The 21,410-nt window shown below is 62.5% G+C and carries 17 protein-coding genes, 1 tRNA gene and 1 riboswitch; of the genes, 17 read left to right on the top strand and 1 reads right to left on the bottom strand.

The features are described from left to right. The first annotated feature begins 52 nt into the window (after positions 1–52). From ACX80B_RS00090 to ndk, 4 genes are all read left to right on the top strand, one after another. Positions 53–3,616: an isoleucine--tRNA ligase gene (locus tag ACX80B_RS00090; protein ID WP_459291802.1), complete on the top strand. Its 3,564-nt coding sequence runs from the start codon at positions 53–55 to the stop codon at positions 3,614–3,616. 3 nt (positions 3,617–3,619) lie between these two features. Continuing rightward, positions 3,620–5,002, top strand: coding sequence for a bifunctional folylpolyglutamate synthase/dihydrofolate synthase (locus ACX80B_RS00085; protein ID WP_459291800.1), 1,383 nt, complete (start codon positions 3,620–3,622; stop codon positions 5,000–5,002). Next, positions 4,995–5,441, top strand: coding sequence for a DUF4233 domain-containing protein (locus ACX80B_RS00080; RefSeq protein ID WP_459291798.1), 447 nt, complete (start codon positions 4,995–4,997; stop codon positions 5,439–5,441). Before ACX80B_RS00085 ends, ACX80B_RS00080 begins: the two co-directional genes overlap by 8 nt. A 75-nt stretch (positions 5,442–5,516) precedes the next feature. Continuing rightward, positions 5,517–5,933 carry a nucleoside-diphosphate kinase gene (gene ndk / locus ACX80B_RS00075; protein ID WP_459291796.1) on the top strand — a complete coding sequence of 139 codons (417 nt, stop codon included), beginning with the start codon at positions 5,517–5,519 and terminating at the stop codon, positions 5,931–5,933. A gap of 105 nt (positions 5,934–6,038) precedes the next feature. Here the strand turns inward: ndk and ACX80B_RS00070 are convergent, their stop codons facing one another. Then, positions 6,039–6,716 (bottom strand): vitamin K epoxide reductase family protein, encoded by a 678-nt coding sequence (locus ACX80B_RS00070; protein WP_459291794.1) that lies wholly within the window; start codon positions 6,714–6,716, stop codon positions 6,039–6,041. 453 nt (positions 6,717–7,169) lie between these two features. On the opposite strand from ACX80B_RS00070, the gene ACX80B_RS00065 reads away from it, so the two are divergent. The 13 genes from ACX80B_RS00065 (at position 7,170) to ACX80B_RS00005 (ending at position 21,296) form a co-directional block, all read left to right on the top strand. Then, a complete protein-coding gene (locus ACX80B_RS00065; protein ID WP_459291792.1) occupies positions 7,170–10,475 on the top strand; it encodes an Rne/Rng family ribonuclease in 3,306 nt (1,101 codons plus the stop codon). Positions 10,476–10,492: 17 nt separating this feature from the next. After that, positions 10,493–10,589: riboswitch (TPP riboswitch) on the top strand. 92 nt (positions 10,590–10,681) lie between these two features. Beyond that, positions 10,682–12,196, top strand: coding sequence for a bifunctional hydroxymethylpyrimidine kinase/phosphomethylpyrimidine kinase (thiD, locus tag ACX80B_RS00060; protein ID WP_459291790.1), 1,515 nt, complete (start codon positions 10,682–10,684; stop codon positions 12,194–12,196). 196 nt (positions 12,197–12,392) lie between these two features. Continuing rightward, a complete protein-coding gene (rplU, locus tag ACX80B_RS00055; protein ID WP_459292817.1) occupies positions 12,393–12,701 on the top strand; it encodes a 50S ribosomal protein L21 in 309 nt (102 codons plus the stop codon). Between the two features lie 95 nt (positions 12,702–12,796). Further along, complete coding sequence (gene rpmA / locus ACX80B_RS00050) at positions 12,797–13,069, top strand: 50S ribosomal protein L27 (protein ID WP_459291788.1); 273 nt, start codon at positions 12,797–12,799, stop codon at positions 13,067–13,069. A 211-nt stretch (positions 13,070–13,280) separates the two neighbouring features. Beyond that, positions 13,281–14,912 (top strand): GTPase ObgE, encoded by a 1,632-nt coding sequence (gene obgE / locus ACX80B_RS00045; RefSeq protein ID WP_459291787.1) that lies wholly within the window; start codon positions 13,281–13,283, stop codon positions 14,910–14,912. Further along, entirely contained in the window at positions 14,912–16,060 is a 1,149-nt protein-coding gene (proB, locus tag ACX80B_RS00040; RefSeq protein WP_459291785.1) for a glutamate 5-kinase, read from the top strand. The genes obgE and proB overlap by 1 nt, the downstream gene beginning before the upstream one ends. Before the next feature lie 112 nt (positions 16,061–16,172). Beyond that, positions 16,173–17,522 (top strand): glutamate-5-semialdehyde dehydrogenase, encoded by a 1,350-nt coding sequence (locus ACX80B_RS00035; RefSeq protein ID WP_459291783.1) that lies wholly within the window; start codon positions 16,173–16,175, stop codon positions 17,520–17,522. Between the two features lie 81 nt (positions 17,523–17,603). Then, on the top strand, positions 17,604–17,852 hold the full coding sequence (locus tag ACX80B_RS00030) for a hypothetical protein (protein WP_459291781.1): 249 nt from the start codon (positions 17,604–17,606) through the stop codon (positions 17,850–17,852). A gap of 64 nt (positions 17,853–17,916) precedes the next feature. Beyond that, positions 17,917–18,558 (top strand): nicotinate-nucleotide adenylyltransferase, encoded by a 642-nt coding sequence (nadD, locus tag ACX80B_RS00025; RefSeq protein WP_459291779.1) that lies wholly within the window; start codon positions 17,917–17,919, stop codon positions 18,556–18,558. Between the two features lie 17 nt (positions 18,559–18,575). Then, a complete protein-coding gene (locus ACX80B_RS00020; protein ID WP_459291777.1) occupies positions 18,576–19,967 on the top strand; it encodes a hypothetical protein in 1,392 nt (463 codons plus the stop codon). 46 nt (positions 19,968–20,013) lie between these two features. Further along, positions 20,014–20,418 carry a ribosome silencing factor gene (gene rsfS, locus ACX80B_RS00015; RefSeq protein WP_459291775.1) on the top strand — a complete coding sequence of 135 codons (405 nt, stop codon included), beginning with the start codon at positions 20,014–20,016 and terminating at the stop codon, positions 20,416–20,418. 65 nt (positions 20,419–20,483) lie between these two features. Continuing rightward, on the top strand, positions 20,484–21,125 hold the full coding sequence (locus tag ACX80B_RS00010; RefSeq protein WP_459291773.1) for a histidine phosphatase family protein: 642 nt from the start codon (positions 20,484–20,486) through the stop codon (positions 21,123–21,125). A 98-nt stretch (positions 21,126–21,223) separates the two neighbouring features. Next, positions 21,224–21,296 (top strand) — tRNA-Ala (locus ACX80B_RS00005). Positions 21,297–21,410 lie beyond the last annotated feature (114 nt).

Here is a 21,410-nt window from a genome sequence, read left to right as displayed (position 1 = left end):
GGCGTCGGATCCGTCCTCGCATCCTGTATCAGCCTCAACCAGGATGTCTTAGATGCCTCAGTACTATCCCAAAGCCACCACCGCTGATTCCGCTGCCGCGGCCACCAGTTCATCCCCACGCTTTCCCCGGCTCGAAGAGAGGGTACTTAAGTACTGGGACGAGGATGGCACGTTCCAAGCCAGTATTGATGCCCGCGACGCCGGCGAGAACGGCGAGAACGAGTTCGTTTTCTACGACGGCCCTCCCTTCGCCAACGGTCTGCCGCACTACGGACACCTGCTGACCGGTTATGCCAAGGACCTCGTCGGCCGCTACCAGACCCAACGCGGCCGCCGTGTCGAGCGCCGGTTCGGCTGGGACACCCACGGTCTGCCAGCAGAGCTTGAGGCAATGAAGCAGTTGGGCATGACGGACAAGCAGCAAATCGAAGCCATGGGCATCGACAAGTTCAACGACGCCTGCCGCGCCTCGGTGATGAAGTATGCCGACGAGTGGAAGGCCTACGTCACCCGCCAGGCCCGCTGGGTCGACTTCGAAAACGACTACAAGACGCTCAATATCGAGTACATGGAGTCGGTCATGTGGGCATTCAAGACGCTGCATGAAAAGGGGCTGACCTACAGCGGCTATCGGGTTTTGCCGTATTGCTGGAAAGACGAAACCCCACTGTCGAACCATGAGCTGCGGATGGACGACGACGTCTACCAGATGCGCCAGGACCAGACCGTCACGGTCACGTTCCCCATTGTTGGTGCGGCAAGCGGCGCTACGGCCGGAAGCGACGACGGCGGCACAACTGCTGGTGCCAACAGCGGCGTGGCCATGAGTGCAGCTTCAAACCCAGCGGCGGCGGAACTGGCCGGTGTGCAGGCTATCGCCTGGACGACGACGCCCTGGACTCTGCCCACAAACGCTGCCCTCGCCGTCGGACCCGACATAACGTACGCCGTCGTACCTGCTGGACCTCAGGGGACCAATGTCGAGGGCTGGTCCCCGAAAACGGTCCTGGCCGGCGAGAACGGTGCGGACCAGCACCGTTCTGGCGGCCAAGCACCGTTCTCGGAAAAAGACCGGACGGGCGAAGCGGGGCAGGCGACGGGCAGCCCGGTCCGGTTCCTCATTGCGGAGGAGTTGCTGGCCGGCTATGCCAAGGACCTGGGCTACGACTCCGCCGAAGAAGCCAGGGACGCTGTGGCCGCCACCTATTCCGGCAAGGATCTGGGCGGGCTCAAGTACGAACCGCTGTGGGATTACTTCGCCGATCCGGACAAGGGTGGCTACCGGAACGCGTTCCGTTTCCTGGTCGCCGACTATGTCACGACCACTGACGGTACGGGAATCGTGCACCAATCGCCCGCCTACGGTGAAGAAGACCAGCAAATCACCGAGCAGGCCGGAATCCAGGTCATCCTCTCCGTGGACGAGGGGGCGAAGTTCCTGCCGCTGTTCAGCGAAGGGCCGCTCTCGGCTATAGCCGGCGTGCAGGTTTTCGAGGCGAACAAGGCCATCATCCGCCAGCTGAAGGAATCCGGCCGACTGGTGCGCCAGGCGAGCTACGACCGCTCCTACCCGCATTGCTGGCGCTGCCGTAACCCATTGATCTACCGGGCGGTCTCGTCCTGGTTTGTCGAGGTGTCGAAATTCAAGGACCGGATGGGGGAGTTGAACCAGCAGATCAACTGGATCCCCGGGAACGTCAAGGACGGACAGTTCGGCAAGTGGGTGGAAAATGCCCGCGACTGGTCGATCAGCCGCAACCGTTACTGGGGCAGCCCGATCCCGGTCTGGCAGTCGGACGACCCCAAGTACCCCCGGACCGACGTGTACGGCTCGCTTGCCGAAATGGAGGCCGACTTCGGCAGGTTGCCGCTCAACAAGGAGGGACAGCCTGACCTGCACCGCCCGTTCATCGATGAGCTGACCCGCCCGAACCCTGATGACCCGTCCGGCAAGTCGACCATGCGCCGCGTCGAGGACGTGCTCGACGTCTGGTTCGACTCAGGTTCGATGCCGTACGCCCAGGTGCACTATCCAATGGAGAACGAAACCTGGTTTGAAAACCACAACCCGGGTGACTTCATCGTCGAATACATCGGTCAGACCCGCGGCTGGTTCTACACGCTGCATATCCTCGCAACGGCGCTGTTCGACCGGCCGGCCTTCCGCAACGTGATCAGCCACGGGATCGTGCTGGGCTCCGACGGGCAGAAGATGTCCAAGTCGCTGCAAAACTACCCGGACGTCTCGGAAGTGCTGGACCGCGACGGATCGGACGCGATGCGCTGGTTCCTAATGGCCAGCCCCATCCTGCGCGGCGGGAACCTGGTGGTGACCGAGCAGGGCATCCGCGACGGGGTACGTCAGGTGATGCTGCCACTGTGGAATGCATGGCACTTCTTCAGCCTCTACGCCAATGCGGCCGACGGCGGAAAGGGGTACGAGGCGAAGCTGGTAACCGACTCGACGGAAGCCGGCGCAGGCAAAGACTCCGGGCGGGATCCGCTGGACGATTACATCCTCGCCAACACCGGCGCCTTGGTCCGGACGATGACCGAGTCCCTCGACGCGTTCGACATCAGCGGCGCCTGCGAGTCGCTGCGGCTCTACCTCGACACCCTCACCAACTGGTATGTCCGCCGCAGCCGGCAACGCTTCTTCGCCGAAGATACGGCCGCCTTCGACGTCCTCTACACCTGTCTGGAAACGGTCTGCCGGGTCGCGGCATCACTGCTGCCGCTGGTGACCGAGGAAGTATGGCGTGGACTCACCGGCGGCCGTTCCGTCCACCTTGCGGACTGGCCTGACGCTGCTGCTTTTCCGGAACAGCCCGGACTTGTGCAGAAGATGGACCGCACCCGGCAGATCTGCTCCACCGGTTCCAGCCTACGGAAGGCCGCGAACCTCAGGGTGCGGCAGCCACTGTCCGCCCTCACCGTCGTCGCTCCCGGCGCAGACGGATTGAGTGGGCATTATGAGGCGATCATCGCCGATGAGCTGAACATCAAGAAGGTCCAGCTGTTGGATTCGGCCACGGCGGAGCCGGAGGCGTTCGGTATCAGCCAGAAGCTCGTCGTCAACGCCCGCGCCGCCGGACCGCGTCTGGGCAGAGATGTGCAGCTCGCCATCAAGGGTTCCAAGAGCGGGGATTGGTCAGTTGACGACGACGGCACCGTCACCTCAGGGGGGCTCGCCCTGCAGGAGGGCGAGTATACCCTGGAAACGGTGGTCGACGACGACGTCGCTTCCGGCCGGGCGGTCAGCGTGCTGCCCGGTGGTGGTTTCGTCGTGCTGGATACCGATCTGACGCCAGAGTTGGCGGCCGAAGGCATGTCCAGGGACGCCGTCCGCGCGATCCAGCAGGCGCGCCGCGACGCCGGGCTGCATATCAGCGATCGGATCCGCACCTCGGTGACCGCGCCGCAGGACGTGCTGGACGCCGTCCAGGCCAACAGCGTTCTCGTCAAGACCGAAACGCTCACCGATGATTTGGTGCTGAACCCGTCCGGCTCCGCTGGAGAATCCTCGGCTGCCGTCGCAGGACCTGAGGATGTGGGTGCATCCGCCGAGGCCGCAGATGCCGTGATGACTGTCGCCGTCGAAAAACTGGAGGGCTGAGAAATGCCAAGCGAAGGACTGGACGAGTTTTCGGTGGAGAGCGTCTATGCCGAATTGCTCGGCCGCGCGCCCGAATCGAAGATGGAGCCGCGGCTCGATCCGCTGTTCCGCGCCATGGAACTGCTCGGAGATCCGCAGAAGGCGTATCCGGTTATCCACATCACCGGGACCAACGGCAAAACCTCCACGGCACGGATGATCGAAGCCGGGCTGCGCGCGCATGGATTGCGGACCGGCCGGTACACCAGCCCGCATCTGGCCAAGGTAACCGAGCGCATCAGCGTGGACGGCGAGCCGGTCAAGGACGAGACCTTCGTCCGGATCTGGGATGAAATACACCCGTTCCTGCAAATGGTCGACGGCGAACTTGAGGACGCAGGCGAGCCCCGGCTGACGTACTTCGAATGCCTGACGATCCTGGGTTTCGCGGTCTTCGCGGATGAGCCGGTGGATGTTGCCGTCATCGAGGTCGGCCTTGGCGGCATCACGGACGCCACCAACGTCGCGGACGGGCAGGTGGCCGTGGTTACCCCAATTTCCGCCGATCACACCGAACTGCTCGGAGACACGCTGACCGAAATCGCCCTTGAGAAGGCCGGCATCATCAAGGCCGGGGGATTCCTGGTCAGCGCAGCGCAACCGGTCGAGGCTGCGCAGGTCCTGCTGGAACACGCGCAGGAAGTCGACGTTCCGTTCCGGTTCCAGGGCATCGAGTTTGGCGTTGAGGCGCGTGCGATGGCGGTCGGTGGGCAGCAGCTGACCATTACTGGGCTGGCCGGCCGCTACGAGGACCTGCTGCTTCCGCTGCATGGAATCCACCAGTCGCAGAACGCGGCGGTGGCGGTGGCGGCGCTCGAGGCTTTCATCGGCGGCGGCAAGAAGGAACTCGAGACTGAAGTGCTGCGCGAGGCCTTCGCCGATGTCACCTCCCCCGGACGCATGGAGGTGGTCCGCACCGCTCCGACCACCATTATCGATGCGGCACACAATCCAGACGGCGCCCGGGCCACGGCCGGCGCCGTCCAGGAAGCCTTCACTTTCAGCAAACTCGTGATCGTCATCGGGGTGCTGCAGGAGAAGGACGCGCAGGGGATAGTGACCGAACTCAAGGACTCCCTCTCGGAGCTGAACCCGGATTTCTGCTTTACCCAGTCATCCTCACCCCGCGCGATACCGGCCGAGGAGCTCGCCGAGAACGCCATCAGTTGGGGTATACCGTCCGAATCCGTTTTTGCAGAAGCACGCTTGGACGACGCCATCGAGTGGGCTGTCGCCAGATCGGAGGAGTTCAACGATCTCTCCGGCGGTATCCTCATCACAGGCTCGGTGACCGTCGTCGGTGAAGCCCGCACCCTGTTGCTACAGAAGGGGACGGACGATGGCTAGGATGACCAAGGCGCAGCGGGAGTGGCGCCCCGACATGCCAAAGAAAAGGCGTTCGATCAAGGTCATGTTCGCCTCCACGGTACTCAGCCTGGAAGCCTTCGTGGTCTTCTTCGCCACCCTGGTTGCCTTCGGCATCGGAGCCCGTGGCATACCGCAGCCGGTATTGTTGATCACCGGAATCGTGCTCAGCGCGGTGCTGGTGGCCGCCTGCGCTTTCCTGACCAAGCGGTTTGGTTACCCGGCCGGCTGGGTTTTGCAGGTTCTGATTATCGCCACTGGTTTCGTGGTCCCGATGATGTTCCTGGTCGGTGCGCTGTTCACTCTTACCTGGTGGTACGGAGTGAAAACCGGGGCGAGACTGGACCGCGAAAACGTCCAGCGGGACGCGGAACAGGCCGAGTGGGAGCGCCGCAATCCCGACGGCGGCACAGAGAATTGACTGCCCCGCCACTGGACGCCGTCCATGGCATTTAGAGTTGTAATAACACCATCAACTTCCTGCTAGGAGATATTTGTGAGCACTGAACGCACATTGGTCCTGATAAAGCCCGACGGCGTTTCCCGCAGCCTGACCGGGACCATACTGGGCCGGGTCGAAGCCAAGGGGTACAACCTGGTGGATCTGAAACTGATGAACGCCAACCGCAGCCAGCTCGAACAGCACTATGAGGAGCACATCGGCAAGCCCTTTTACGAACCGCTGGTCGAATTCATGCTGAGCGGTCCAATCGTCGCGGCCATTTTCGAAGGCGAACGCGTCATCGAGGGATTCCGCTCGCTGGCCGGTTCAACCGAGCCGACGGCGGCAGCGCCGGGAACCATCAGAGGCGACCTTGGGCGTGACTGGGGCCTGAAGGTCCAGCAGAACCTGGTGCACGGCTCCGATTCGACGGAGTCCTCCGAGCGGGAAATCGGTATCTGGTTCAGCTGACCGGCTGGACGCCGCCGGTTCGGAGGAGCTTACAAGCCGGTCCACCGGACCTTACAAATAGAAAAGCGGCCCCCGCGTGGTGGGCCGCTTTTCTGTTTGCCGGTGCTATCCGATGTTGCCGATGAAGAAGCGGAAAACGATGCTGGTGATAATTCCGATGTAGGCAAGCACCACGATGATCCACGCCCATTCATTGAGGAACCTGGTGAAGCCGGGGGAGAGCCGGAACACTCCCTGGTTCATATTCCGGACGGTGACCCAGACGAACATGGGAATCATCATGGCCCACACCACCATGCAATAGGGGCACAGCGCACCAATGACGTACAGCGACTGGTACCACAGCCACCCAATAAAGATCATGCCCAGCGTGACGCCGGTCTGCAGCCCGATCCAGTACCAGCGGGCCAGCCGCCCTCCGGAGAGCAGGACCATTCCTGTCGTGATGACGACGGCGAACGCCACGATGCCGATCAGCGGATTGGGGAAACCAAACAGGGCGGCTTGTTCCGTTTTCATTACAGAGCTGCAGGAGACCCACGGGTTGATGTCACAACTGGCGATATGGTCGGGGTTGCGGAACAGCGCCAGTCTTTCAAGCACGAGAACGCCCGCCGCAACCCAAGCGACGGCGCCTGTAATGACCAGGAACAATCCGAACGGACGTTGCTGGGTCAGGCGCGGTTCATCGTTCGCGATGGCGGTTTCCCCGGCCCCGGGCGCCCCGGCCGGGGGATTGGGGCCGTTGGCGCCTGAACCGGTCTCCTGCACTGAATTCACCATTCTGTCCTATGCCGTTCGGGATGTGACACTTCGATTGTAGTTCCGAGGATGGTTCGGCGCCGCCCGACCCCGGTATGGGTTGGGCGCCGCTAATACCTGAGAACTCATGGCCTGTGTGAGACAATGAAACCGGCTGGATGACGAACCACATTCGATGTCCAGTCCAGCGAGAAGCTTAAGGGCTCGCAGGCGACGCTTCAGGTGTAAAGCCCCCATCAGCGAATGGGAACCTGAAATCCGCCGGAGAGCCGCTGCTGGTGAAAAGATAATGCAGCAGGATACAGAGCATCCGTTGGCCGGTGAGTGATACCGCACCCCACTGTTGGTGCGACCTCGCGGGTACCATGACGATTTCCGTCTGACGTGGAGCCAAGAGCCCACGGAGTAGACGACAACTGCCCCTTGGGGGATCGGAATGTGGCCGGTACCTCAAGGGCTGGAGCACAGCTATATATGGAAAACGATCAGATCACTTCAGATTCATCTGAACAGTCAACCAACGCAGAACCAGTTGAGCCCGTCCGCAAGCCGGCGAGGCCACGGCGCAAGCCCGCAGTCAAAAGCGACGGCGGCACACAGTCGGTTGCCGAAACGGGCGGTTCCGCGGCGGATGCCGACAGCGGCGCATCGGAGGCAAGCGCTCCGGAGGCAGGCGCTCCGGTAATGGAGAATGAAGGTGCAGCCCCGGCAATTGCGGAGGCCACGGACGCAGAATCGGCAACTGGTGAAGCAGCCAAAAAACCGGCGCGCCGGTCGCGTGCCAGGAAGACCGTACCCACCGAAGACCAGCCGACCGGGGAGGATCAGCCCGGGCACCAGCCGGCATTGGACCTTCCCGCGGATGAGTCCACTAAGGATGCGTCATCCGCAAGTGAAGACACTCCGGAAGGCACCCCGGAACCGGGCCCCGCGGCAAAGCGGAAGCGCGCGCCCCGCAAGAAGGCCGAAACTACGCCGGCTGCACCTTCCAGCACGGAAGAAGAGCCGGAAGCACCTTCCACAAAAGAAGAGCCGGCGGCAGCAGAAGACGCCACGGAGCCGACCACCAGTGCCGCCGCCTCAACCCCGCCCGTCCAGCCGTCGCCCGTTTCCGTGCTGTTCCAGGCCCCGGATCTAACTGAAATCCGGTCGAGCAAGGCAAAATCTCCCTCGGAAACACCGCCCGAGCCGCAGCGGAATTCCGATGCCGATGACGACGACGAAAACGAGGATTCAGGTAACCGCCGTCGTCGCAGCCGGAGGGGACGCAACCGGAACCGCGGACGTGACTCCTCCGGTGGCAACGACGGCAATGCCGACAACGAATCCTCGGACAGCGGGGACGATGAGGCATCGCCGCAGGACGGTCCCGGGCAGCAAAAGCAGGACGAAGCCGGCAATGGCGATGGTGTGACAAGCCGGAGGCGCCGCCGCCGTCGCCGCGGTGAGTCGGATCTGGAACTCTCCGGCGGGGACGATGATGATCCGCCCAACACCGTCACCCGGGTCCGCGCCCCCCGCCAGCACAGCGAAGTTCCGGCCTCCGACCGGGTCACCAGTGTCAAGGGATCAACGCGGCTGGAGGCCAAGAAGCAGCGCCGTCGTGAGTCCCGCGAAACCGGCCGCCGCCGTCAGGTCATCACTGAGGCGGAGTTCCTGGCGCGCCGCGAATCCGTGGACCGCACCATGGTGGTGCGTCAACGGGACGAGAGGATCCAGATCGGTGTCCTCGAGGACGGCGTTCTAGCCGAGCATTTCGTGTCGAAGACCCAGCAGGACTCGCTGATCGGCAACGTCTATGTCGGCAAGGTGCAGAACGTACTGCCCTCGATGGAGGCCGCCTTCGTCGATATCGGACGCGGCCGCAATGCTGTGCTCTACGCCGGCGAAGTTAACTGGGATGCCGCCAATATGGGCAATGCGCCCCGGCGGATCGAAAACGCACTCAAGTCCGGCGACTCCGTCGTCGTCCAGGTCACCAAGGACCCGGTGGGGCACAAGGGCGCCCGGTTAACCAGCCAGATTTCGCTGCCGGGCCGCTATCTGGTCTACGTGCCGGGCGGCTCCATGACCGGAATCTCCCGCAAGCTTCCCGACGTCGAACGCAACCGGCTGAAGAAGATCCTCAAGGACCGGCTGCCGGACAACGCCGGCGTCATTGTCCGCACCGCTGCGGAGGGCGCGAGCGAAGAGGAACTGACCAATGACATCAACCGGTTGCGCGCCTTGTGGGAGACCATCGAGTCCAACTCGAAGTCGAACAAGACGCTCCCGCCGGAGCTGCTGTATGGCGAACCGGACCTGACGATTAAGGTTGTCCGCGACGTCTTCAACGAGGACTTCTCCAAGCTGATCGTCTCCGGCGAGGAGGCCTGGGACACCATCGAGGCCTACGTTACCTACGTCGCGCCGGACCTGGTCGGCAGGCTGGAGAAGTGGACCAAGGACGAGGACATTTTCTCGGCCTGGCGCCTCGACGAGCAGATCACGAAGGCGCTGGACCGGAAGGTTTTCCTGCCCTCGGGCGGCTCGCTGGTGATCGACCGGACCGAGGCTATGACCGTCGTCGACGTCAATACGGGGAAGTTCACCGGCAGCGGCGGCAATCTCGAGGAGACCGTCACCAAGAACAATCTGGAGGCCGCCGAAGAGGTGGTCCGCCAGCTGAGGCTGCGCGACATTGGCGGCATCATCGTCATCGACTTCATCGACATGGTGCTGGAGTCCAACCGGGATCTGGTGTTGCGCCGCATGGTCGAGTGCCTCGGCCGGGACCGGACCAAGCACCAGGTGGCCGAAGTAACGTCGCTCGGGCTTGTCCAGATGACGCGCAAGCGGATGGGCACTGGCCTGCTCGAAGTCTTCGGGGAAACCTGCGAACACTGCGCGGGCAGGGGAGTTGTCACGCACGATGAACCGGTCGAGCACCGCAAGCAGCACGCGTTGGGCACGGAACACCACCAGCACCATCTCAGGGCGGAAAAGCAGTCCCGCAGCGAAAAGAAGCGCAGTCGGAAGCAGCGGCAGCAGGATAGTCCTGAACCCGCACCGAAGGCCGTTGAAGAGCAGCCTGACGACGCCGGGAAGCAGGCGAAGGCGGAAGCGGCTCGCGCAGCACTGGCCAATATCGCCGCTGCATCGCATGCGGCACATGCTGACGAGGAACACCGGCCGGAACAATCCACAGCTGATGCCGGTGCGCCCGGCGGTGGTGCAGCAAACGCCGGCACGTCCAGCCGGAAGGACCGCCGCAAAGACAATGCTGCACGGAACGACGGCGGCGCTGACGAGACACGGGGTGCCGCCGGCGGCGATGATGGATCCGGGACGGTCCTCACGATCCATGGCGAGTCTGTTGTAGTGCCGAAATCGGGCGCCTCGGAAGCGGCCGAGGAGCAGGAGAGCAGCCGTTTCACGCTGGAGAGTCTGACCGAAGCGTTCGACAGCCAGCCCGGCGCGCCGGCGCGTGAGCCAGGCCAGGACGGCAAGGACCAGCCTTCCGCGCCGGCACGGCGCCCACGCCGGCACCGCTCGGCACGCAGCGCGCAGGGTGCGGCGAACGCCAACCCGGTCGAGAAGTACGATGACAGCCAATTGGCCCAGGCGACGAAAGCGGTCTGGTCGGGAGCGGCTGCTTCCAGTGACGCAGCCAACCATGTCGGAACGCCGGCCGCAGTACCGGAAACGCAGGACAGCAAGAAGGACGATTCCGAGTCGAAAAAGCCGAAGGCCGCGGAACCAATGATTCTCGGCACCGGCGTCCCCGCGTCGGAACTCTAAAGTGCTGTAGAGTCAGAGCCAGTGACACGGGGTGCTCCAATTGCGGGGCTGAGATCCAGACCCGTTGAACCTGAACTAGTTAGGACTAGCGAAGGGATGTCGCGCTCACCATGCCGGCGGCCGAAGGTCCGGGAGCAAAACCGCTTCCGATAATGCCGGAACGTGCGGCTGCGCCACCTTCGCTGCGACGTCGGCGAATGGAGCGTATGAACAGCATGCCAGGCAACAGCATTCCACGGGTTCTCAGCATTGCCGGGACCGATCCGACCGGTGGTGCCGGTATCCAGGCTGACCTGAAGAGCATCGGCGCCAATGGCGGTTACGGCATGGCCGTCGTGACCGCCCTGGTGGCCCAGAACACCCAGGGCGTACGCTCGGTGCACACGCCTCCGGTCAGTTTCCTGCTGGAACAGCTCAACGTGGTCAGCGACGACGTCGTTATCGATGCCGTCAAAATCGGCATGCTCGGTCGGCAGGACGTAATCGACGTCGTACGGAACTGGCTTATGCGGAACCGGCCGCCCGTCGTCGTGCTTGATCCTGTCATGGTGTCCACCAGCGGCGACCGGTTGCTGGACCGCGCTGCCGAGGAATCCTTGCGCGGGCTTGTCTCCTGCGCCGATTTGGTTACCCCGAACCTGGCCGAATTGGCTGTGCTGCTGGACGAGCCTCCGGTATCCAGTTGGGAGCAGGCGCTCCAGGCCGGTAAACGTCTCTCCGGGCGCCACAATGTCGCGGTGCTGGTCAAGGGAGGCCACCTGGACGACGGATCCTGCCCGGATGCCGTGGTGGACATGTCCTTAGCGGAAGAAGAGCAGGTGCAGGAGGCCAGCGCCATCCGTGTGCACACCCGGAACACGCACGGCACCGGATGCTCCCTCTCGGCGGCCCTGGCAACGGTCCGGACCCGCACTGACAACTGGGCCGCCGCGTTGACGACTGCCAAGGAATGGCTGACGGTCGCTCTGGAACGGGCCGACGACCTCGACGTCGGCCGGGGCAACGGTCCGGTCCATCACTTCCACAGTTACGGCAGCAAAAACCCAGGTGGCTTCAGCAGGCGGCTTTGGGACGATATTGCTCCGCTGCGGGACGAGATCCTCGCACTCGGCTTTATCCAGCAGCTGGCCACTGGAGCACTGAACCCGTCGGAGTTTGGCTACTATCTCGCTCAGGATGCTCTGTACTTGGACGGTTATGCCGAAGTCCTGAAACTCATTGCTGCTATGGCTGAGCCACCGTCGGAGCGGACCTTCTGGCTGGACGCCGCGGATAACTGCATCAATGTCGAAGCCGAACTGCACCGGAACTGGCTGGCCGGAACCGACGCCGGCTCCCAATCCGGCTCAGTCACCGCAGCGTATCTGGAGCACCTCCGCGCGGCTGCGGCAACAGGTTCCTACGCCATCGCAGTCGCTGCCGCGATACCGTGCTTCTGGCTCTACGCCTATGTGGGTGAGACACTGTACGCAGGCTACGTCGACGGGCAGGACGCGGCAGGGCATCCGTACGGAGCATGGCTGGACACCTATGCCGACGAGGAGTTCCGTGCCGCCACCGACCGCGCTGTGCGGATCATGGACTTTGCTGCCACTGCTGTAGATCAGCAAGAGCGCGAGGCCATGGAACAGGCGTTCATCCGCTCGGCTGTATTCGAGCGGGAGTTCTTCGATGCACCCCGTCTCGATGCCGGTGCCGTTACCGCTGAACGGCTGGTGTGACGGCCGCCACGCGCCGACTCGCCGCAGATCCGTCATTTGCGGCTGGCGGTCGATCTAGCGTATTCTTGATCTTCGGTGCAAACGCCGCATGCACGGTTATGTCCTCGGCGTTGCACAGCGTGAGCACTGTATTACGAGCAGGCAGCTCCGCTAGTAGAAACTTCAGTATTAAACGTCGAGAGAAGTGAGTTCCCAAGTGGTGTACGCGATTGTCCGCGCTGGCGGCCGTCAAGAGAAGGTCTCGGTAGGAGACTTTATTACCCTCAACCGCGTCCCCGGAGGAGCCGGCAGCAACATTGAGCTGCCCGCACTGCTTCTGGTCGACGGTGAGAAGATCACCTCCGCACCGAAGGACCTGGCCAAGGTCAAGGTCACAGCGGAGATTCTGGAAGACCTCCGTGGTGAGAAAGTCGTGATCCAGAAATACAAGAACAAGACCGGTTACAAGAAGCGCCAGGGCCACCGCCAGGAACTGACCCGCGTTAAGGTTACCGACATAGCGTAAGTCTTACCTGTTGCCGCAACTTTGGGAGTCCTCCGATTGCGGTAATATCCGGATCCGTTAGCTAGAGATTTTTACCAAGAAGGCAGGCATTTCAGATGGCACATAAGAAGGGTGCGAGTTCCACTCGCAACGGTCGCGACTCCAACGCGCAGTACCTCGGCGTGAAGCGTTTCGGTGGCCAGGTTGTCAAGGCCGGAGAGATCATCGTCCGTCAGCGTGGAACCCACTTCCACCCCGGCGCCGGCGTTGGCCGTGGCGGGGACGATACGTTGTTCGCACTGGATGCAGGCGCCGTCGAATTTGGCACACGCCGCGGCCGCAAGGTTGTCAACATCGTGAGCGCCAACGCTGCTGCAGCTGCAGAGTAGCTGCCCAGCTGCCCCCGGCACGCTTCGGCGCGCCGAGGAACCTGCAGCTGGGAGCTAACAGCCTCAGGTTTCGAATAATGGGGTGAGCCGATCAGGCTCACCCCATTTTCTTTTAACCGCAACATTCCGGTCATTTTGAGCCGTGGTGTCCGCGGGTTCCTGCATCACCAATAGAATCGATGCAGGACATTAGGCAGGAGAAGGAGATATCGTGGCCAGTTTTGTGGACAGGGTGGTATTGCACGTGTCCGGCGGAACGGGTGGCCATGGTTGTGTCTCCGTTAAGCGTGAAAAGTTCAAGCCGCTGGGCGGGCCCGACGGCGGCAACGGCGGCAATGGCGGCGACGTCATCCTGCGCGTCGACCCGCAGACGACGACGTTGCTCTCCTATCACCATGCCCCTCACCGGCACGCCACTAATGGCGGCGGCGGCAAGGGCGATATGCGCCATGGCAGCAATGGCGAGACACTGATCCTTCCCGTACCCGAGGGAACCATCGTCAAAACCCAGGACGGCGAAGTCCTGGCCGACCTTGTAGGTGCCGGCACGGAATACGTCGCTTCGGCCGGCGGCCAGGGCGGGCTCGGAAACTCCGCGCTGTCTTCCCAGAAGCGCAAGGCGCCGGGATTCGCGTTATTGGGCGTGCCAGGCGAAGCGCGGGATATCGTCGTCGAACTGAAGACCGTCGCGGACGTCGCACTCGTCGGCTTCCCCTCTGCCGGGAAGTCAAGCCTGATTGCTGCCGTATCGGCGGCGCGTCCAAAAATCGCGGACTATCCATTCACCACGCTGGTTCCCAACCTCGGCGTCGTCGAAGCCGGATCAACACGGTTCACCGTGGCAGACGTTCCCGGCCTTATCCCGGGAGCCAGCCAGGGCAAGGGCCTGGGACTGGAATTCCTCCGGCACGTGGAACGCTGTGCCGCATTGGTGCACGTGCTCGACTGCGCCACTTTGGAGCCCGGCCGCGATCCCATCTCCGATCTTGAAGCTCTGGAGAAGGAACTCGATGCGTACGAGGTTGATGCGAGTTTCGCCGGTACCTCGGGGGAGGTCGTCCCGCTCAACAAGCGCCCCCGGCTTGTGGCGCTGAACAAAATAGATGTTCCCGAGGCGCGGGAGCTTGCCGAATTCGTCCGGCCGGAACTTGAAGAACGCGGCTACAAGGTGTTCGAAATTTCCGCCGTCGCGCATGGCGGGCTGCGTCAATTGACCTTCGCCATGGCTGACATCGTGGCAGCGGCGCGTGCGGAATCAGCCAGCTCCGAGGCGCCGCCCAAGGTCATACTGCGGCCCAAAGCCGTCGACCGGGCCGGATTCGCCATCCGGCGCGAAGAGAAGAACCTGGAGCCGTTGTTCCGCGTGCTCGGCGAGAAGCCGGTGCGCTGGGTGCAGCAGACAGACTTTACCAATGACGAAGCCGTCGGTTATCTTGCCGACAGGCTGGCCAAACTCGGCGTCGAGGAGGGGTTGTTCAAGGCAGGTGCCCTGCCCGGCTCCACCGTGGTTATCGGCGAAGGCGACGGCGTCGTCTTCGACTGGGAGCCGACCATGATCGGCGGCGCAGAGCTGCTGGCCTCCCGCCGCGGAACAGATCTGCGGCTCGAAGACTACGATCGCCCGACGCGCGATCAAAAACGTGAGCAGTATCAGGATCGCAAGGAAGCCAGAGCTGCGGCACGTGACGAGCTTGAGGCGGAACGCAAGGCCGGTATTTGGACCGAATCCGTCTCCAGTCGCAAAGCCCGGCCCGTAGCGAAGGAATCCGACGCGCAGGAGACCGCCGACGGCAGCCCTGAACCTGATACCGACATGGACCCTGACACCGACCCTAGGAACTAATGTCCTCAAAACGCGCAATTAAGAGCCGCTCAGGTCTGGCTACGGCCGACCGTATAGTCGTAAAAGTAGGTTCCTCCTCCCTGACCTCCGTTGCCGGCGGAATCGATGAGGAAGCCCTGATCAAGCTCTCGGACGTTATCGCCGAGCGCCACAAACAGGGAACTGAAATTATCCTCGTCTCTTCCGGCGCAATCGCAGCCGGTATTGCGCCTCTGGGGCTGGACCGGAGGCCGAAGGACCTCTCCTCCCAGCAGGCTGCAGCCAGCGTGGGACAGGGATTGTTGATGGCCCGGTACAACCAGTCATTCGGTGCACACGGGGTCAAAGTAGGCCAGGTCGTACTGACCGCGGACGACTTGATCCGCCGCAGTCACTACGCCAACGCCCACCGGGCGCTCGAACGCCTGCTCAACTTCGGTATTGTGCCCATCGTCAACGAAAACGATGCGGTCGCCAGTCATGAAATCAGGTTCGGCGACAATGACCGCCTTGCCGCCTTGGTCACGCACTTGGTCAAGGCCGATGCGTTGATCCTGCTCTCGGACGTCGACTCGCTCTACGACGGCCCACCGTCCCAGGGTGCCAAGCGGATACCGGAGGTGGCAGGTCCGCAGGACCTCGAAGGCGTGAAAATCGGCTCCACCGGTGCGGCCGGCGTCGGAACCGGGGGAATGGTCACCAAAGTGGACGCAGCATCCATGGCCGCAGCGTCCGGGATTCCAGCCCTGGTCACCAATACCGACCAGGCAGCGGATGCCCTTGCCGGCAAGGACGTCGGAACCTGGTTCACGGCAAAGGGACGGCGTAAGCCGATCCGCCTGCTCTGGCTGGCCCATCTGGCCCGTATCGAGGGCACCCTGGAGCTCGACGACGGCGCCACCCGGGCCGTGCGTGACCGCAGGCGGTCCTTGCTGCCGGCAGGCATCACGAAGGTGACGGGGAATTTTGAGGCCGGAGACCCTGTTGAAATGGTTAACCAGCAAGGCGAGGTCATCGCCCGCGGACTCATCAATTACGATTCGGATGAACTCCCCAAAATGCTGGGCCGCACCACACGTGAGCTGTCCAAGGAACTCGGCAGCGAATATGAGCGCTCCGTGGTGCACGTCAATGACCTGGTGGCCTTCAAGACTCCGCCACCGCGCTGATTACGCTCCGACCTCAGCATTCCGCCCCTGTGGATACGGTTCCGCAGGGATGGCGCCGGATATTCCCATATTCGAAACGCCATAGCAAAGTACCCGACGTTAGAATGGATTCATGACTGTTAGTGCCGAAAAGACTTCCGAAGCGACTTCAAACACTGCGTCAACTGGTGGCGCCGCCCCGGCGGACCCCACAGCGCCCTCCTCGGAGGTAACTGAAGCGGTTCACACCCTGGCCGACCGGGCGCGTACCGCGTCACGCCGGATGGCGCGTGCCAACCGCGGCTGGAAAGACCGGGCACTATTGGCCATCGGGGACGCCCTGGTCCAGAATCAGGACGCCATTCTGCGTGCCAACGCCCTCGATGTCGAAGCCGGTGAGAAGAACGGAACAGGCAAGGCTCTGCTGGACCGGCTGACGCTGACCGGCGACCGGATCGCCGGCCTGGCCACGGCACTCGAGAATCTCGCATCGCTGCCCGATCCGGTGGGTACCATCGTTCGGGGACAGACGCTCCCCAACGGATTGCGGATGCGGCAAGTCCACGTCCCCATGGGTGTCGTTGCCGCCATTTATGAGGCGCGCCCCAACGTGACCGTTGATATTGCCGGTCTCGCCATTAAGAGCGGCAACGCGGTGATCCTGCGTGGTGGCAGCGCCGCGGCCAATACCAACGAGACGCTCGTCGCCATTATCCGGGATGTGCTCGACAAAGCCGGTTTCCCGTCCGACGCCGTTCAGAGCGTCGATGCCTATGGCCGCGAAGGCGCCAACGTGCTGATGAAGGCCCGTGGACGCGTGGACGTGCTGATTCCCCGTGGCGGACGCAACCTGATCCAGACTGTCGTCAACAACGCCTCCGTGCCGGTCATCGAAACCGGTGAAGGCAATGTCCATGTATACGTGGACGAGTCAGCGGTCGAACAGATGGCCGTTGAGATTGTTCTCAACGCCAAGACCCATCGCCCCAGCGTCTGTAATGCCGCCGAGACCCTGCTGGTACACAAGGACTCGACCGTGCTGCCGCAACTGCTTTCGGCACTGGCGAAGGCCGGCGTCCGGCTTCATGCCGACGAACGCGTGATGAATGCCTTGCCCGACGGCGTCGACGCTGATCTTGCGACCGATGAAGATTGGGCCACCGAATACATGGATCTGGAAATGGCGGTGGGGATGGTCGATTCATTGGACGACGCCATCAGCCACATCCGGACCTGGAGCACCGGCCACACTGAGGCCATCGTCACCAACAGCCTGTCCAATTCCGAACGGTTTACGTCCGAGATCGACTCGGCAGCGGTTATTGTTAATGCCTCCACCCGCTTCACCGACGGGGCGGAGCTTGGGCTGGGCGCCGAAGTCGGCATCTCCACGCAAAAGATGCATGCACGTGGCCCCATGGGACTGCCGGAACTGACGACCACTAAGTGGATCGTAAACGGCGACGGCCAGGTTAAGCCGTAGAGCACGTAGGATATAGGTGAATCCGTTCAGGACCCTGTTCAGACGGGGTACTGAAACCATGAGACCCATAGGGGAGAGACCATGCTGACAACGCTTCAGAGCGCAGTCCAGATCACGGCCGAGACAGTGGAGCAACACGCTGAACTTCCAGTCCCGGCCTGGGCCTACGGAGTAGGGATTATGGCGGTGCTGCTGTTGATGATGTTCGTCACCTTGGCCTTCATGAATCTGGGCAACCGTCACGAGGCCGTCGAGGAGCATATGGATCCGCATAAGAGTTTCCCCGACGAGCAGCATCACCCGAACGTCGAAGAGAAGTCCCATCACTGATAAAGCGGCTAAGCGGGACCTTGCAGCCGATGCTGCGTCCCGGTCCCACATTGATTCGCCGACTGTGTCTGGAAGACGCTTCCGCCTGGGGGTGATGGGTGGCACGTTCGATCCCATCCACCACGGCCACCTTGTTGCAGCCAGTGAGGTGGCTTCGGTCTACGGTCTCGATGAGGTTATTTTCGTTCCCACCGGACGCCCATGGCAGAAGGACGGACGGAAAGTCAGCAAGGCAGAGCACCGGTATTTGATGACGGTTGTCGCCACAGCGTCGAACCCAAGCTTCACGGTGAGTAGAGTGGACATCGACCGACCGGGTCCGACCTACACGATCGACACCCTGCGGGACCTGAAGAAGGCCCGTCCGGAAGCGGACTTGTTCTTCATCACGGGCGCCGACGCCATGGCCCAGATCATGTCCTGGAAGGACATCGAAGAGCTGTGGTCGCTGGCGCATTTCGTGGGCGTCACCCGCCCCGGTCACGAGCTCGACGACCTTGGCCGCAAGGATGTCAGTCTGCTGGAAGTGCCGGCCATGGCCATCTCTTCCACGGATTGCCGGGCCAGGGTGGCCGACGCAAAGCCGGTGTGGTATCTCGTTCCCGATGGTGTGGTTCAATACATCGCGAAGTATGGCCTTTACCGCCGCCCAGCACCGGACCCTGGGGCGGTCCATGCAGGTCCAAAGCAAGTAATCAGCTTCTAGTACTGAATGAGTTAGCAATGAGTAAGGATCAGGAGTCACTGCGGAGCCGCAGAGCTCTGCGGCAGGCCCGCGAGGCTCAAAGCGGGCAGGCGGACGAGCCGCAGAACGGATATCCGTCTGTGCCGGTGGTTCCTGCGCCGGCACCCGGCGCCGTGGGAAACAGCGGCCGGGACGCCGAAGCCGGAAACGAGTCCGGCGCGACTAATGATCAGCAGAATCAGGTTCAGCAACCCGGCGGTCAACAGCCGGCTGAGCAGCAAAAGCCGTCCCGCCGACGACGCGTTGCGGATTCGCCCGTAGACGCTCCGGTATCCAAGCCGGCAGAACGGACTTCGCAGGCACGGGCCCGCGACCGCGAGAATCTGCGCGCTTACAAGGCGCTTTCCGAGCAGGAAGCCAGGAAAGAATCGTCGGCACCTCTGACACGCCGTCAGCTTCGACAGCAGCAGCTCGAAGCCGAGCGCCGGGCTGCCGGATTGTCCACCTCACGCCTGCCAATTGTGCCGCCGTCGTCTCCAGGACAGGGCGGGACGAAGCAGGAATCAACCAACGCTTCCGGAAGCCCTGTGCAGAACAAGTCCGGGCAGAATCATGGTTCTGAGTCTGCGCCGGCGCCGGGACCGGAGAACACACTTAACGACCTCAGCGTGGAAGAGGCGCTGGCGGCAAGATCGGCTTTGGTCGAGCAGGCCAAGAACCAGATGGCGATGCTGAATGCATCTGAACAAGATCCCAAGACGGTCGATCTTGAGGTACTCGCCGAGCAGAAGAAGCTGGCTGAGCGCGCCGCCGTACTGAACCAACGGGCGATTGCCAAGCAGCGTCTATCCGAGCAGAACCGCCAACGCACCTCACAGCAGAACGATCCCACATCGGCGCACAACCTTGCCATGGTGACACCGCTGGAGTTCGTTAAGATTCCAGGAATTGACCGGCCGGTAATGAAGCCGCCGACGACGTCGCACATCCCCGTGATCACCTCCTCCACCCCGCGGGTGCCTCGTCCCGCCCCGGGCCCGGCGTCCAATCTTTCATCCCGTCCTGCTCCCACACCGCCGGCACGCCAAAAAACGGAGGATGCCGCCGTCGGGCACTCCCGCAACACCGGGCAGGCTGGCGCAAGGGGCAGCAGCAGGTCCAATGTACTCGCGCGGGCAGAAGCGGCCGCCAGGACCGCTCCATCCAGGACTGCATCCGCGGGTCGGCAACTGCCTCCGCAGGAATCTGCACCTGGATCGATGGAGGAAGGTGGTCCGATCAGTGCGCATACCGCGCATGGCCTTGAACCGCTGGATTCCATGACTGCGGGGATGGGACGCGTGAGGCGGCAGCGTCTGCTGGAGGTGCTGATATTCGCCCTTGGCGCCATTGCGCTCATGGTGGGCCTGATAATGATAATGGGCGGCTGACTTTGACACCGCGCTACTTTTGAAAAATGACAGCTCGAGGAGATTTGTGAACGCTTCTGATACGTCCGTCGCATTGGCGCGGAATGCCGCACGGGCGGCCGCCGACAAACTGGCGAGTGACATCATTGCCATCGACGTCAGTGAACGCCTGGCCATCACCGACATCTTTCTGATCGCCTCGGCCTCGAGCGAGCGGCAGGTCAATGCGATTGTCGATGGCATTGAAGAGGAACTGCTCAAGCAGGATCTCCGTCCTGTCCGGCGCGAGGGTCGCTCGGAGGGACGCTGGGTGCTCCTCGACTATGCGGAAATCGTCGTCCATGTCCAGCATGAGGAAGACCGCGTTTTCTATGCGCTGGAGCGCCTGTGGGGCGATTGCCCTTCCGTCGATCTTCAACTGGACGACGACGGCAGCCGTGACGGCGGATCAGCCGGCACGGAAGCTGGCTAAGGCTCTATTAGATGTCCCGTCCCACATTGCCGGCATGGCACCCAGCCCGAAAACGCCGTCGAATCATGTTTTGGCGGCATGGGCGCACCGCTTGGAACTCCGAAGGCCGGTTTCAAGGCCAGGAGGACATTGAACTTGACGCCACAGGGCGTCAGCAGGCCGCCGCTGCCGCGGAGCTTCTGGCAAACAGCAGTCCCACCAGGATCGTCTCGTCCGACCTAAGGCGTGCTTTCGGCACGGCGCAGGCACTGGCGAGCGTCACGGGGTTGGAAGTGGATGTGGACTCCAGGTTGCGGGAAACCTTCCTCGGCGATTGGCAGGGTCTGACCTTCGCCGACATCGTGGAGCGGTTTCCCGCACAAATGGAAGAGTGGAACGGTGGATCGGTTGAAGTGCGTCCCGGCGGGGGCGAGACACGAGCCGAGATGGCCGAACGCATGGCTGCTGGAATTCTTGAAGCGGTCGACGCACTGGATGCAGACGGAACCCTCGTCGTCGTGACCCACGGTGGTGCTGCGCGCGTTGGAATCGCCCATCTTCTCGGTTTGCCGTATGAATACTGGGGTGTCCTTTCGGGATTGGCCAACTGCAACTGGTCGCTGCTGGAAGAAGTGGAAGGCAGCGCATTGGAAGGAAAACTGCGCTGGCGGTTGACTGAGCACAACGCAGGCACGCTGCCTCAGCCAGTGACGGTGCAGGAAGGTTAAAAGACGTTGAAGAGGTCAATTTGGTATCTGCTAATTGTCTCTACTAAACTCAGACAAGTTGCTTCGGACGCCACCGGCGGCCGGGCAACAAATATTCCGGGGCTGTGGCGCAGCTGGTAGCGCACCTGCATGGCATGCAGGGGGTCAGGGGTTCGAGTCCCCTCAGCTCCACGGTGTAATGTCTCGGGACATCGGTAGAACGATGTCCCGAGACATTAGTCTTTAACGAGTCACCTGTTCAGGCGGGAAATTGCTTTTTGGTAGTTCTTCGATGGGTCGATTTTG

It is taken from the genome of Arthrobacter monumenti (genome assembly GCF_054511255.1).
This window is presented reverse-complemented; position numbering and strand designations above follow the sequence as displayed.